Annotated in this window: 16 protein-coding genes; 9 read left to right on the plus strand and 7 right to left on the minus strand. The window is 42.8% G+C overall.

The window, feature by feature from the left end; all coding sequences use genetic code 11:
• Nucleotides 1–3 precede the first annotated feature (3 nt).
• Nucleotides 4–360: a DUF3221 domain-containing protein gene (locus tag QFZ80_RS03170; RefSeq protein WP_307557221.1), complete on the plus strand. Its 357-nt coding sequence runs from the start codon at nt 4–6 to the stop codon at nt 358–360.
• Between the two features lie 152 nt (nt 361–512).
• On the opposite strand, the gene QFZ80_RS03175 is transcribed toward QFZ80_RS03170, so the two are convergent.
• Nucleotides 513–1,079 (minus strand): 5' nucleotidase, NT5C type, encoded by a 567-nt coding sequence (locus tag QFZ80_RS03175; protein ID WP_307548904.1) that lies wholly within the window; start codon nt 1,077–1,079, stop codon nt 513–515.
• Nucleotides 1,080–1,314: 235 nt separating this feature from the next.
• Between QFZ80_RS03175 and QFZ80_RS03180 the strand changes: the two genes are divergently transcribed.
• On the plus strand, nt 1,315–1,884 hold the full coding sequence (locus QFZ80_RS03180) for a hypothetical protein (RefSeq protein ID WP_307557223.1): 570 nt from the start codon (nt 1,315–1,317) through the stop codon (nt 1,882–1,884).
• Between the two features lie 138 nt (nt 1,885–2,022).
• Nucleotides 2,023–2,169, plus strand: coding sequence for a hypothetical protein (locus QFZ80_RS03185; protein ID WP_307548900.1), 147 nt, complete (start codon nt 2,023–2,025; stop codon nt 2,167–2,169).
• A 349-nt stretch (nt 2,170–2,518) separates the two neighbouring features.
• On the opposite strand, the gene QFZ80_RS03190 is transcribed toward QFZ80_RS03185, so the two are convergent.
• On the minus strand, nt 2,519–3,055 hold the full coding sequence (locus QFZ80_RS03190; protein WP_307548898.1) for a hypothetical protein: 537 nt from the start codon (nt 3,053–3,055) through the stop codon (nt 2,519–2,521).
• Between the two features lie 952 nt (nt 3,056–4,007).
• Between QFZ80_RS03190 and QFZ80_RS03195 the strand changes: the two genes are divergently transcribed.
• From QFZ80_RS03195 to QFZ80_RS03215, 5 genes are all read left to right on the plus strand, one after another.
• Nucleotides 4,008–4,544 carry a reverse transcriptase domain-containing protein gene (locus tag QFZ80_RS03195; protein ID WP_307557225.1) on the plus strand — a complete coding sequence of 179 codons (537 nt, stop codon included), beginning with the start codon at nt 4,008–4,010 and terminating at the stop codon, nt 4,542–4,544.
• Nucleotides 4,545–5,311: 767 nt separating this feature from the next.
• On the plus strand, nt 5,312–6,235 hold the full coding sequence (locus tag QFZ80_RS03200) for an NAD(P)/FAD-dependent oxidoreductase (protein ID WP_307557227.1): 924 nt from the start codon (nt 5,312–5,314) through the stop codon (nt 6,233–6,235).
• A gap of 29 nt (nt 6,236–6,264) precedes the next feature.
• Nucleotides 6,265–6,504, plus strand: a complete 240-nt coding sequence (locus tag QFZ80_RS03205) for a glutaredoxin family protein (protein WP_029196850.1) — start codon at nt 6,265–6,267, stop codon at nt 6,502–6,504.
• 36 nt (nt 6,505–6,540) lie between these two features.
• Entirely contained in the window at nt 6,541–7,107 is a 567-nt protein-coding gene (locus QFZ80_RS03210) for a peroxiredoxin (protein WP_307548892.1), read from the plus strand.
• 120 nt (nt 7,108–7,227) lie between these two features.
• Nucleotides 7,228–7,503: a hypothetical protein gene (locus QFZ80_RS03215; RefSeq protein ID WP_307557230.1), complete on the plus strand. Its 276-nt coding sequence runs from the start codon at nt 7,228–7,230 to the stop codon at nt 7,501–7,503.
• A 74-nt stretch (nt 7,504–7,577) separates the two neighbouring features.
• Here the strand turns inward: QFZ80_RS03215 and QFZ80_RS03220 are convergent, their stop codons facing one another.
• The 5 genes from QFZ80_RS03220 to QFZ80_RS03240 form a co-directional block, all read right to left on the minus strand.
• Complete coding sequence (locus tag QFZ80_RS03220; protein ID WP_047677188.1) at nt 7,578–7,814, minus strand: AbrB/MazE/SpoVT family DNA-binding domain-containing protein; 237 nt, start codon at nt 7,812–7,814, stop codon at nt 7,578–7,580.
• 195 nt (nt 7,815–8,009) lie between these two features.
• Nucleotides 8,010–8,321: a hypothetical protein gene (locus tag QFZ80_RS03225; protein WP_307557231.1), complete on the minus strand. Its 312-nt coding sequence runs from the start codon at nt 8,319–8,321 to the stop codon at nt 8,010–8,012.
• Nucleotides 8,322–8,450: 129 nt separating this feature from the next.
• Nucleotides 8,451–9,314 carry a transglutaminase family protein gene (locus QFZ80_RS03230; protein ID WP_307557233.1) on the minus strand — a complete coding sequence of 288 codons (864 nt, stop codon included), beginning with the start codon at nt 9,312–9,314 and terminating at the stop codon, nt 8,451–8,453.
• Complete coding sequence (locus QFZ80_RS03235) at nt 9,311–10,270, minus strand: alpha-E domain-containing protein (protein WP_307557235.1); 960 nt, start codon at nt 10,268–10,270, stop codon at nt 9,311–9,313. The genes QFZ80_RS03230 and QFZ80_RS03235 overlap by 4 nt, the downstream gene beginning before the upstream one ends.
• Nucleotides 10,271–10,301: 31 nt before the next feature.
• A complete protein-coding gene (locus QFZ80_RS03240; RefSeq protein WP_307548881.1) occupies nt 10,302–11,759 on the minus strand; it encodes a circularly permuted type 2 ATP-grasp protein in 1,458 nt (485 codons plus the stop codon).
• Nucleotides 11,760–12,107: 348 nt separating this feature from the next.
• Here QFZ80_RS03240 and QFZ80_RS03245 point away from each other — a divergent pair, with 348 nt between their 5' ends.
• Nucleotides 12,108–14,309, plus strand: a complete 2,202-nt coding sequence (locus QFZ80_RS03245) for a methyl-accepting chemotaxis protein (protein WP_307557236.1) — start codon at nt 12,108–12,110, stop codon at nt 14,307–14,309.
• Nucleotides 14,310–14,320 lie beyond the last annotated feature (11 nt).

Raw genomic sequence — 14,320 nt, forward strand, 5'->3', positions numbered from 1 at the left:
ATATTGAAAAAGTTAGTTTTAGGCGTAGCCTTAACACTTGCCGTATGTGCATTTAGTGGTTGTAGTGCTTCGTCTGAAGCTGAAAAGGGGAATTACATTATCGCAAAGGAAGAGCAAAGAATCTTAGTGGCGAAGCAAATTTCTAAAAAGGATGCAGAAAGTAAGACCTTTGCTACCTTCAAAAAGAGTAATATCGAATTAGTCTATTATATTGTAGAAGATTCCCAACTCTACAACGAGCTTAGGGTATGTGAAAAAGTTAATGTAACTCCTAAAACAAATGACAAAGGCGAATATATTGTAATGCAATCCGATCCCCCTCAAATTGTAGCTGGTGAGATAGAAAGACAAAAGGATTGATTAGGTTATTATGAACGAGAACCATAATAATAATCGTATCGTCGTTAAGCTAACGAAGATACGATAGCTTCATAACAAGATCTAGCAGGCTGCCGGTGATAAATTCGGTGGCCTATTCCGGGTTAACGGGCAGATTAACAAAGTAATTCCTATCATATCAAGTTTGGTTTAGATTCTAAGTAATCGATATGCTTTTTTACCTCAATCCAATTTGAAGCACGAAACACGAAGTCATGAGTAACCGATAAATTATATGGCTGTTCATACAAAATAACTGGCTTATTTACTAGAGCAAATTCCTCTGCATAGTGAGGACCATCATCAATCAACACATCTACCTCTGAATTAATACATTCTTGGAGTTTATTTTCAACAAGTGTAATATTGTGATAATTAATCTTATAGTGTTTAAGCCATTCAATGGTAACATCGCGAAAAAGTAATGGTCGAGCAGTAATAATTGATAATTGATGCTGATTAAACAGTTGCTGTAATATTTCAACTGCCATCGGCAAAGGTGATGAGTTCCAATGAATTTCATGCCCATATTTATTATAAATTGCATCTCGTTCAGCCTTATCCCACCCATATAAACGGTAGAGATAAAAATCATTAACATCGTCGGGTGTTAATGATAATCCAGATGCTCTATTATAATATTGCAAATAAGCTGAAGTGGCATCAAGAATTGTATTATCTAAATCTATTCCAATATGCAAGGTTAACAACCTCCTAACTAAATGACTAACTATTTCTGTAAACCCAGTTTACCATATGCTGGATTCTGGTAATTCCGCTAACGAGAAACGATAGTGGAGAATCTTACTTCGCGGTAGCTCCTCCTTTTGCCTATTCAAGTAACGGGCATAAGAAACGAAATAATTCTATTGAATCTACAATAGATTCTCAATTTATTACCGTCTAATCTAATATGAATCATTTTGGAGGTGTATGATGGTAAAAAAGAATTCATTTTATTTAATATTCCTTTTAATATCTGTATTTGTCCTAACAGGTTGTTCGATTCAGACAGGGATAGAAAAAGAAATTAATGTTCAAGAAGAAAATAAATCAGCTTTAAAAGTAGACATCAATCCAAAAGGATGGGAAGTAAGTCCAACATTTAATATTCCAGTTACATTTGGTGATGGAACAAAAGGCGAATATATTTTGATTGGAAATGAAGGAAAGTTAGGTTTCCTTACTGGAGGACAACCTATTATTGCAGGGAAATCTAATAAATATATGTGGTACTTTTGGGGTAGTACGCTAGAAGAGACGCAACAATTATTCGGAAAGAAAATGGAAATAAGAGGAGTTAGCAAGCAAACGGGAGAAGAAATTAGTGTTTTTAAGGGTGGGATCGGAATACCAAATCCTAATGTTCAACCTCCTATTCTAGATAACGATAAAGTTGCTAAAGGAGTTACTATGATGTCAATACCCTCTGGGCTTTGGAGATTAGATGCTTACATTGAAGAGAAGCTTTTTGGCAGTGTTGTTGCTCAAGTGCATAACAAATAGTTAATTCTATTAGAACCGAGAATAGAGGTATTTCTACTTTTCTACCGAAAAACTATAGTTCAATTTCAGAAGGGCTGCGGATTGCAGCCCTTTGCTGTCCTTTCAATGGCCTTATTTAATTCATCTGGAGGTGACTATATGAAATTTCTTTTAATTGCCATTATATTATTGCACTTACTTGGTGTTATATCTGGATGTTCAAAAGATGAACAAAGTCAAAGTCACTTGGTAATTGACTACGATATATCTGTTTTAATAGAGGATAGTGAAGTTATACAAAATTAGTATCCGCCTAAATGGCGGTTTTTTTATTTTATCGGATCCAGGCCAAGAATATCGTCCGATTGCCGATAAAGCCACAGCGTAGGGCATTCAACCACAATCCATCCAAGATGACGTAAAGGAGCGACTATAACTTCTGCCCTGTTAAACCAGGCTGGGTTAACAGGGAAGTAATAAGATGGTTGTCCGTCGGCTCCTTCATGAACGTTATGAAGGCGGTAAAATCAAGAGAAACGGAGCATTACGGGAGGAATGAACCCGAGATGTTCCGTTTCTTCATTAATGCCTTTAATCAGATCAACAAATGAACCCAACCTCTTTGATTTGGAGGTCTTTGCTTTGGGATAAAAGTTTATAATACAAAAAATTGAGTAATAAACACAACGCCCGTCACTGACTTAATCTCAAGTATAATACCTGTGCGGTCACCCCGTACAGATACCAAACTATTGGCTGGCAGCAATGGTGATATTAATGCGCGAAGTATGGTATTGTTTCTATTTCTTGCAGCTAGGACGAGCTGGGTGGCGAATGCGTTGTTACTGCCAATTTTACGGTATAACGGCAGAATCCTCTTAGAAATGCTTCTCAAGCTGATTACCGTTAAGCGGACTCTCCCTTTTGTGTTGGTCGCATTTTCTACTTGATTCGCCGGAGCCGGAGCCTTAAAGCCGATGCTAAATCCAAAACTATTGGTTCCAAAATCGTTGAAACCAGATGTAACTTCCTTGAGTAAACGATTGAGTGAATCCAAATTATTGTTCCGGATCGCGATGGTTAAGCGTGTTGCATATACCGGATTACAAACAATTTCACGGTAAATTGGGATCGTTTTCGTAGCCGCTTTTCGCAGCGCTACTACCGTTAATATACTCAATTTAAGTTCCAACTCCCCTCCTATTAAACTTATATAGTATATTGAATTCTTATAGTTTGGATTGGGTAGTTATATTGGGAGAATATATATTTGATGAACAAGTCTACGTCCAAATTATCCAACCGATTTTAAATTTTTTGGACAACCGTTCTTTATCATTTTTTAATAGAGCATCCTCTATTCCTACTTACACGTGTTCATGGGCTTTTGTTTTTCTTTTGACTATATGTTCTATTAAGTATTGAGCTAATGCAGAAGTACGACAAGTTCTGCTATAAGCACCAAACAGTGCGAAAAGCAGGAAATTACAGCAGTAATTTTAACTTTACAACCAAGGATGGGAATGACGGAACCATGTATCCTGAAACCATCCCGCCAATACTCCTGCACGGTCAATGTTTAACAGAATAATGAGGTGTGAAGTACAGGTAGATTCGACAGAACGAAGGCTGTAGCCATTCGAATAGAAAAGGTATGCGGGCGGATATGTCGCGCGGCTGAAAAACTGGATATGGTGAGAATGTTCGCATAGAAGCGATCTGACGAACTTCCGAATGTACAGGTCTAAAGTTAGAGCATGCGGAAACGTATGTACCATCAAACGATGGGGTGAGTGGCGTAAAGTAAAACTTTCTGCTCTGAAATACGCTATGCCGAACAATGGTGGCATTGGTCTCACAGGCTCAGAGGAAGCACCTAAGTTCAGAAAAGATAGCTAGGCTGTAAGGGACTTGGAAAACAAGGGACGTTGCTACAAGGGCTGTTACCCGAAACGGTTGCAATAAGGCACTTGCCGAAATGAATTTATCCTTGTGAGGGTAGGGGCACGACCGAAGAAACCTCTGTAATGGAGGTGGAGGAACAGCCCCAAGTCTAATTGAAAAGAACGATCATTTTCCATGCGTGAATTGCACCGATCAGGTAGGAACGTGGGGACATCGCTTCATTTAGGAGGGGTGCCACAGTGCAAACTTTACGAAATTGGGAGTATTACGGCATGACGGAATCTTTTACGGATTTGCACGCAAGAGCGACAAACAAGGAGACTTTCTCACATCTCTACGAGATCGTCACATCCAGAGAAAATATATTGCTGGCATACCGTACGATGAAGTCCAATAAAGGATCAAAGACACCAGGAACAGATGGATTGACCATCAAAGACATCGAACAACGACCCGAATACGAATTAGTGAGTGAAATCCAAAACAGACTTGAAAATTGCCACCCTGAGAAGGTCAGACGGAAGCTTATCGAAAAAGACAACGGCAAAATGAGACCACTTGGCATCCCGTGTATCCTCGACCGGATCATTCAACAGTGCTTCAAACAAGTCCTTGAGCCCATAGCAGAAGCCCATTTTTACAACCATAGCTACGGGTTCAGACCCCTTCGATCTACACATCATGCCATGGCAAGAGTCCAGTTTCTTCTCAATCAAGCGTCGATGCATTATGTAGTCGACATCGACATATTGGGTTTCTTCGGTGCGCCTAGGTAAGCTGGGTGCTTTCAGTGGGTGTAATTCCCACCCGGGCAAAGGGAAAAGCCGCCCTACCCGGAATCGAGTCTTGAACACGTAAAGGTAACGATACGGGTTAAGCGTAGACAGAGCGACGTCCAGGCCGTAACGCAAGTGAAGCGATAGAGCCTCGTGAGATATCCGGGGGCCGACAAGGTCGAAAACTTGGAAGGCTATAGTACATCTGTAATAGTCGAATTACTACAAAATGGACAGCCTATTGTCATCGTCGCTACTACCGCTGGTATATCTCGCGTGGGTGATTAAGTCTTAAAATAAGAAGACAGCCCTCATCTTAACAACAAAGGTGAGGGCTGTTTACGCTTACGGATCTAGGGGACCTATGTTGAGGAGGTAGAAGGTAATGTAGGCACTTTTGTGTCGTTTAAGTAGGAACATTTGTGTCGTTAGAATCCCCTCAAATGAGTTTCTAGATATATTAATTTCCATCCTAGGGCACTAGATATACATTCATATTTCCTATTTTTGTGATTTTTATGTCGTGGAAAAACCGATTTTCTGTATTATTGGTATTTTCTTGTCGTTAATATTAATCATTTTTAATGATGTCGGGATTTTTTTGTCGCTAATGAGGAGATTTTCTTGTCGTTGTACTTCTTCTTTCCTTATTTATAATTATTATTAAAAAGGATTGACTTTTGTTATTATTTATTTATAATAATTATTATCTGATATGGATTCTCATTGGACAAGCAGTCAGTATGGGTTGAAAGGAGTGCACAGCGATGTATGATGTCATTATTATTGGAGCTGGACCGGCGGGAGCTTCAGCTGCTATCTATACAGCAAGAGGAAATCTGAAGACACTCGTTATTGACAAGGCACCGAATACAGGAGCTTTGGCCATCACTCACAAAATTGCGAATTATCCGGGTGTAATTGGAGAGCTATCAGGTAAAGATTTGCTCGATACGATGCGGGAGCAAGCCAAATGTTTTGGGGCGGAGTTCATCCAAACAACGATTACAGCTGTAGATGTGGAAGGCGATACGAAGTATGTATTTACGGCTGACGGTATCTATGAAGGTAAGTCAATCGTAATCGCGACGGGTTCCAAAGGACGCAACCGTATGCTGCCTGGGGAAGAAAGCTTGTTAGGCCGTGGCGTTAGTACATGTGCAACGTGTGATGGAGCCTTTTTCGATGGCAAAACGGTTGCTGTCATTGGTGATTCAGAGGAAGCCTTGGAAGAAGCACAAGCGTTAAGTAAATTTACCGATAAAATATATTTCATAGTTCCACGACCTGAACTGCAGGGTGTTCATCACGTTCCAGTATTGCCGGGCACTGACTTTCTCTACAAAGCCAAACCGCTTGAAGTGCTTGGAGACAAGCATGTAGAGGGACTTCGAATACGTACGAGTTCTGGTGCAGAGGAAGTACTCCATGTGGATGGTGTGTTTGTCTTCCTATCCGGCAGTAAGCCTGGCACAGATTTCCTACAGGATCAGGTTCCGCTGGACGCGGATGGTTTTATGATTCTGGATAGCTCGATGCAATCACCTATTGCAGGTGTATTCGGGGCTGGAGAAGTTAGACGCACACCAGTGAAGCAAGCGGTAGTTGCAGCTGCTGATGGAGCCATCGCAGCCATGGCGGTCGATAAATTTATTAATAAGCGGGCTCAGCTGATTCCGCAATACAAATAATCTTATACTCTACAAGGAGATGAATTCCGATGTCTAATGTCATTGTTTATTCAAGTACAAATTGCCCTTACTGCCAACAGTTGAAAAAATATTTAACGGAACAAAATGTCTCCTACGAAGAAAGAAACATTGATCTGAATGATCAATTCGGACAAGAGCTTCACGATTTAGGCTTGATGTCTTTGCCTGTGACAGTCATTGGCGAACACAAAATTTTGGGTCTCAACGTTACCAAACTTAAAAAAGCTTTGGCCGAAATCGCAAGCTAATACCATACAATATAAATAGATAGAGGAGAGCTAACCATGACACAATTAACCGTACAACCCTCACCTTCTTTTGCTAAAATAGGGCTTCCTGCGCCTTCATTCTCATTGCTATCGACGAAGAATATGGAAACCTTAGAAGAGAAAATAACGCTTGAAGATTATAGAGGAAAATGGCTTGTTTTCTTCTTCTGGCCATTCGACTTTACATTCGTGTGTCCAACCGAAATCACTGCTTTCAGTGACAATTACGAGCAGTTCCTTGAACTGGATTGTGAAATAGTTGGGGCTTCTGTCGACAGTGTGTATACACATAGAGCTTGGACTCAAACGCCGCGCGACCAAAGCGGTATCGGTCCTGTGAAGTTTCCGCTGGTCAGTGATTTCTCCAAAGAAACAGCACGCGCATATGGCGTGTTAGACGATGAAAGCGGCGCTGCGCATCGCGGATTGTTCATTATCGATCCAGAAGGCGTGCTGCGCTACCAAGTGGTCACGGATATGAATGTTGGGCGCTCTGTAGATGAGACGCTGCGTGTGCTTCAAGCGCTTCAAGCTGGTGGACTTTGTCCAGCGAATTGGAAACCAGGCGATAAAACACTATAAGCTGCAAAAGTAAACAAGCCTCAATCGACTCTCACTCGATTGGGGCTTTTGTGTGTATTCAAAGTCTGTTTTGAAGTATAATAGAAGAACTATATAGTTGAAGACAGAGAGGTTAGATGCATGATGCAGTCCATATCGGACAAACTGTTTATGGGTTCATTGATTTTACTCATGATTTCCATTGTGGTTAGCGGAATTGGCTTTCAATTCGTGAATTGGCGCACACAAGTGACAGATGAGTTAGATGGGGAGACGCAAGATAGCGGTTCTAGAAAGAAGGCCGTTATGGATCGGCAAGATAAAAGCTTGGGACGTGTGCTGCGTTCCTACTTATTTTGGATCGCGATAGCAGGCATTCTAATATCCATTGGACTTTCTTGGCTTAGCTCTAAATAAAATATAAGGCGTATAACCCTCGGGATGAGTGTTATACGCCTTTGTTGGTATCCTAATTTAACCGGAATCATGATCTAAACAATTTCTTCTACGCAGGAACTGCAGACCAGCTTGCCTTTGAAATAGGTCATATTCTCGAAATTACCGCAGAATACACAGGCCGGCATATACTTCTTGAGTGTAATGCGCTCCGGATCGACATAAACCTCGATCGCGTCACCGATATCGATATGAAGTGTTCGTCGCAGCTCAATCGGCAAAACAATCCGGCCTAACTCGTCTACTTTTCTCACTATTCCCGTCGATTTCATCTGAAAGCCTCCTAATTATTTCATTGACTTCGATCATTTATGTTGTATATTCAATTCCACATATAAACTTGAATTCCTTTTATTTACTTCAAACATTTTAGTCAATTATCTGATTAATGCATGAAAGTGGACAGCAAAAAAAGGGCTTAAACGTGTTTCATTGAACACATTTAAGCCCTTTATACGTATAAGGATCTAGTTTTTGTTCTCCTGTTGTTGATCTTTGGCGATTTGCTCTTTAAGTGCCGTATTTTTAAGAACCAACTGTTTGGATAATTCAACTTGTAAAAGGTTGATTTTATTAATCTCATCCTTTAATTTACTAAGTCGAGACATCTTGCTGCTTAAATCACTGGGTGAAGTACTTATTTTTATATCCCTTTGTAATTGATTAATTTTTGAAAGTGCTTTTTCCTTTTTTTTCTGTTCGTCGATACTTCTTTGTTGAATTTCAGCAATTTCTTTTTTTAAGCGATTTATGATAGATAAAGTGAAACTTATAGCCATTCAAACACCTCTTAGCAGTTTAGTGTAGCTTCACACCATTCTACACTAAATACATGGTCCGTGCCAAAAGGGGGATGAAAAAGAGGGGTGTGAAGCGGGGCGGCAACGCTGAATTTCATGTGGAATGAACTACTCAATTAGCTTTACATCAACAATGACTTCCAAATCTTGCTGACCGGCACCGCGATAGACGCCTTTGACGGGAACGATATCGTTGTAGTCGCGGCCGTGTCCGAGCTTAATATAGCGCCAATTGACCTCACAGTTGTTCGTAGGGTCGTAACCGAACCAACCCGTTCCCGGGATCAGGCACTCCACCCATGCATGGGAGGCTTGGGTGAATTCCGTGCTGCCTCCTTGTAGATCGCCAACAAAGTGATAACCGCTAACATACCTAGCAGGAATCCCTTTATCTCGGCATATGGCAATCATGAAATGAGAGTAGTCCTGACAAACGCCACGCTTAAATTGAAGCATTTCTCCGACGGTGGTCTGTACGGAAGTGGCTGAGGGATCATAGGTGAAGTCGCGATGAATCGTTGTGTAGATCGTACGCAGTAATTCGTATAAAGTTATATCTTGATCAGAAATGGCGTCTGAGTAAGCCTTGAGTTCAGGGGTCAAACCCGTATAACTGGTAGGCAGTAAGTACTCCGCATGTTGATTCTGGAAATCATCGCTAAGTCTCATCGCGTTCTCCTCTAAGGGAGAAGTGACGCCTGATGGGATGTTATCGTTGTCGTTCGTGACGACAGTGGACACCATTTTAATGGTTAGCTCGCGATGAAGCTTATTGACTGTAAAAGCATGTACGCGATTATGAAAAAAATCCGAGTATGTAAAGAAAGCAGAAGCAGGTTCCGTGGTGATGGAGTGGTGATAACAGGCTTGACGATTGTCAGTTAGAGGTGTTAAACGAACTTCATTGACACTGTCCTGCGCTGTACCGGTGTAGGAATAACGCGTGATATGCGTAATCTCCAGCTTTTTCATGCGATGACCTCTTCCCGGGAGGGAAAAAAGACTTTTGACATCCTTAAACCCATCACGTTACAGGATTCCCGCAGTGCACTTAAAGTCATTTCCAGTTTGCCGGATAAAATATCATCTTCGTCCATGCAAGCAAGGTTAGCCTTTACTTTTCCCGCCAGCTTAGCGAGCCTGTGTACAGCAAGGTTTAAATCGGGGTCCTCCATTTGAATGCCCTGTAAGGAACGCTCCAAGGATTGGAAAGAGAAGCTAACCGAGCGTGGAAATGTTTCATGAAGCATCAGGAATTTAATAATGCTGCTTAGATTAACTGTGTCTGCATGTTCCCTGCGATATGACTCATAACCGCTAACCGACTTCAATACGGACAGCATAAGCGGGTAAGAAGAAAGCTCTTCCCTGGCGTAATCATGACATAACGATTGGAGTAGGCGCAGCAAATTCTCAGCACGCTCCAAATATCGTCCGGCTTCCACGAAGTGCCATTCATTTTGACGCGGCATGACGGATGTGGCCGCCCCTTGAAACATAGACAAGGTGTCTCGAATAAAACGATAGAACAAATGAGGCGAATCGTTTGCGATATCTCGTACTTCTTTTTCTTTTAGCCACAGATACAAGCCATTCATAATATCCCACAGCTCTGCGGGCATTTTCTCGCGGATATTACGAAGATTGGAGCGGGCATGGTTGGTGCAAGCCAGCAAAGAATTCGAATTATTTTTATCGAGTGTAATATAGTGGAGGACATGCTGCTCGGTGAAGCTCCCGTACTGCTCAGTAAATGCGGCACGATCGCCAATCGTATCAATTAAACGGCTCCACGATTGATCGCTGCTATTCTCCTTCTCCTCGCGAATATGATAATACACATCGATTAGTCTTGCGTGATTCTCCGTTCTTTCCGTATACCTGCCGATCCAGAATAAAGCTTCCGCTGTACGTCCCATCATCACCATGAACGCTTGCCTCCAATCAATATTTGTTTCTTTATGAATGAGTGACCCAAGTGTCCTTACATCCCCCGCCTTGCGAGGAGTTCACTACGAGTGAACCTTCTTTAAGCGCTACCCGCGTAAGTCCGCCAGGTATAACCTGAATGCTCTCGCCAGCGATGACGAAGGCCCGAAGATCGATATGCCGCGCAGCCATTTGGCCGTCCAACATGACAGGGGCTCTGGAAAGCTGGATCGTTGGTTGAGCGATATAACGCTCGGGATTCGCTATAATTTTAAGCCGAAAATCAGCCAATTCACTTTCAGAGGCCGAAGGCCCGATGAGCATACCGTAGCCACCGGAGAGCGATGTCTCTTTGACGACCATTTCATCTAGATGCTGCAGGACATGATCACGTTCTTCCGGTCTAGAAAGGATATAAGTAGGCACATTATTCAGGATCGGTTCTTCGTTCAAATAGTAACGAATCATATCCGGAACATAAGCATAAATGGCTTTATCGTCGGCCACGCCTGTTCCAGGGGCATTCACAATGTTAATATTACCCGCGCGATAGGCATTCATGATCCCTGCGACACCTAACATCGAGTTCGGATCAAAAGCGAGCGGATCCAAGAAATCGTCGTCGATTCTTCGATATAAGACATCGATTTGGCGGAGCCCTTTGATCCCGCGAATATAAACCTTATGATCAATGACGACAAGATCGTGTCCTTCTACAAGCTGTATGCCCATTTGCTGCGCAAGGAACGTATGTTCGAAATAGGCTGAATTGTAGCAACCTGGGGTCAGTAGGCCAATGACAGGATCGGATTTGCCCGAAGGGCTTAGCCTGCGTAATGCGGATAGAAACACATTTAAACTATGCTCAATGTCTTGAATCGAATGGCTAAAAACGAGTTCAGGGAATAAGTGCGTCATGATGGAACGGCTTTTGTACAAATAAGAGAAGCCTGAAGGTGATCGTAGATTATCCTCCAGAACGAAATATTCGCCATGCTCATCACGAATTAAATCGATACCTGATACCGTTACATACACATCATTCGGGATGGATAGACGCATCATTTCAGGTCGGAAATAGCAGTTGGAAAGAACCATTTTTCTAGGGATAATACCTTCCTTTAAGATGCATTGGTCATGATAAATATCCTTGAGAAATAGATTAAGCGCCTTAACGCGCTGCTGAAGCCCTCGTTCAAGCTTGAGCCATTCATCCCGTGGAATGATTCGTGGGATCGGATCGAAAGGGATGGTTCGTTCCAATGCTTCTGCTTGATCGGGGCTGTAGAGTGTAAACGTAATTCCTTCTTCCATCATGCGTTTCATGGTGGCCGTTTGGCGCTTGCTCAAATTTCCCGCCTTCATCGACATGAACTGAAGGAAAACATTTTGATAATGTGATCTTACCGAGTACGAGTTCACAAACATCTCATCAAAAAAAGGACGGGGATCATAGGGGGTGGTGACCAGATTCTCAGGTTTGGACATCGCAGCTCCTGGTTTCTTAGCTATACTTCGAGTGGAAGTTACGTTAGAGGGCCCGAAGCAGAAACCAGGCCTCCTTTCTGATCTAAGTTCTTATTTTGTGTTAGGAAATATGACATGAATTGATGAAGAAACAATGGATTTTATTATATTGTAAATTTATCAGAAAATTATGTCAATATACCTGACGTATAATTTAACTGACAAGAAATGCGCAAATAGATCAAATGTTTGAAATTTTCAAGAATTTTCTGTTTTTATCTTGATTTACGTCGAAATCAGCTATAGAATGTCGAATATGTAAATGTTACATAATGTCACACGATAATTGTGAATATAGGGGGTTGGGGTATGTTTGATTGGCTTGGATTTCGTAAAGGTCTGCCTTTGTGGTGGTCGTATCGTCTGAATCGTCACCTCAAGGAAGATGTGGAACATATCTTCGAAGGGATTGCGCATACGAGAATTGAAATTTTGCGAAGCTGGGTAGAGGCATATTGGTCCAATTTGGATCGACTGCTCGAGCAGCTCACTGATTCTGAACCTGGACTAACGACACAAGATGGTTCTATGGTACAACGGCTCCTGGCAGCTGCGTCAAAGAGCGGGGCCGATTTCTCGGAGATCTTCATAGTGAATGAGAAAGCAGAAGTGATATACTCCACGTCCCCCACTCATGTTGGGAAATCTTATGATTCAGGTAGTGATCTTACAAAAGGGCTAGAGGAAGCACGTAAAGGCAAGAAATGCTTATACGGACCTTATTCTGATCCCCTTACATTAAAGCTAGGTCCAAGCACTTCGCCGTTTCACGATGCTATGACACTTGCATTTATTACTCCTATAATGGTTAAGGGAATATGGAAAGGGGCCATTTGCGGACGTGTCCCGAACGATGTGCTCGGCGATCTGATCCAGCGTGAATCAGGACATGTGTATCCAGACTCTGGAGATAATTATTTATTTATGGCGAAGCCTGTGTTAAATAAACAGATTGCCCCAGGCACAGCATTATCTCGAAGCCGTTTTGAGGATCTTACCTTTACCCATGGTGACAATTTAAAAGATGGCGTGCGCACAGATTACGGCATTGTCGGTGTAAAGGAGCATACGGAGCTTGAGCTCATTTTTACGGATCCGGCAACGGGACAGCTGCATCCGGGGGTTGCAGGAACGATTGCAAAGGGACATAATTTATTCGTGGAGTTTCCAGGTTATTCCGATTATCGGCATATTTCTGTCATTGGCAAAGGTGTTACTTTCCAGCTTCCGCACTGCCCGGATGTTTGGGGGATGATGTGTGAAGGCGATCTAGAGGAAGTATACCGGATTCGCAGTATCGACTGGAAATTGCTTAAGCTGCAGCTGCGGTTCATTGTAGGATATATATTACTCACAGCAGGCGGCTTTTGGCTGCTAAATGGACAAGTTTCTAGTAGGTGGGGATCAGTCATAATGGCTGCTGTAAGCCTTGTGTATGGAGGAATAGGCGCAAGCCTTATAAGGCAAAAAGGCAGCAGGCCGATTGTAAGGCAGCTCGCGCAAATGAATAAGTTCATCCGCATTAACGCAGAGGGTAGCGGTGATTTGACACAGCGCCTGCAAGTGCAGGAGTTCGCTGGCGATGAGACGCGGGAATTAGCGAAATGGATTAATAATATGATTGATTCCCTTGAGGGTATTATGCTGCAGGTGAAACAAGCCGCGGCTGAAGTTCAGCTAAGCCAGGAACGTATGAACGAATCGACGGGTTCAACGGAACAATCAACTGGACGAATGAGCACCAAGATACATGATATGATTCGTTCGCTGCGTGGTCAGCTCAAGGACATCGATGTTGCGAAGGATGTAACGCAGAATATGAGCGGGACACTGCGCGAATTGGAAGAGAAGGCTTCGGGTCAAATTGCTGTAGCGCAGGATGAAGTGGACCGTATTGGCGAAAAGATGAATCATATTTCGGCGAAAGTAGCTGAAACGAATCGTACCATTCAAACTTTTTTGCAAACGACGCAAGAAATTCCGAAGCTGCTTAAAGTCATCGAAGAGATTTCCGCTCAAACCAATCTGCTTTCCCTGAATGCCTCTATTGAAGCAGCGAGGGTAGGTGAGCACGGGAAGGGCTTCGCTGTCGTGGCCGGAGAGATTCGTAAGCTGGCTGAGTTGACCAAGAAGTCGACAATGGAAATCAATGACACCATTGAGCATATTGAACGTCATGCGAATGAAGCCTTCATCTCAATGGAAGAAGGCACCAAGGTTGTTCTGGAGGGAACGCAAATTGTGGCGGCGGCGTCTGAGATTCTCAGCAGCGCGAACGCGCACGACACCATGAAGACACAGGTGGTGGATGAAGTGGTGGCGCTGATGGAGAAGGTAGCGGCGGTAAGCCTGGAGAATCGCCAAATCTCGGCGGAGGTTGAGCGTACCGTGCAAGAGCTTCTGCAGGATATGCTTCACGTGCGCCAAACGACGGGGGATGTTGGCGCGATTACGGAGTCGCTGCTCCTGCTTGTAAATCAGTTTCATTTAACGGAGAACCGTATTCGATAACGGTTTGTTTC

Source organism: Paenibacillus sp. V4I7, from assembly GCF_030817275.1.
In the GTDB taxonomy this organism is placed as follows: Bacteria; Bacillota; Bacilli; order Paenibacillales; family NBRC-103111; genus Paenibacillus_E.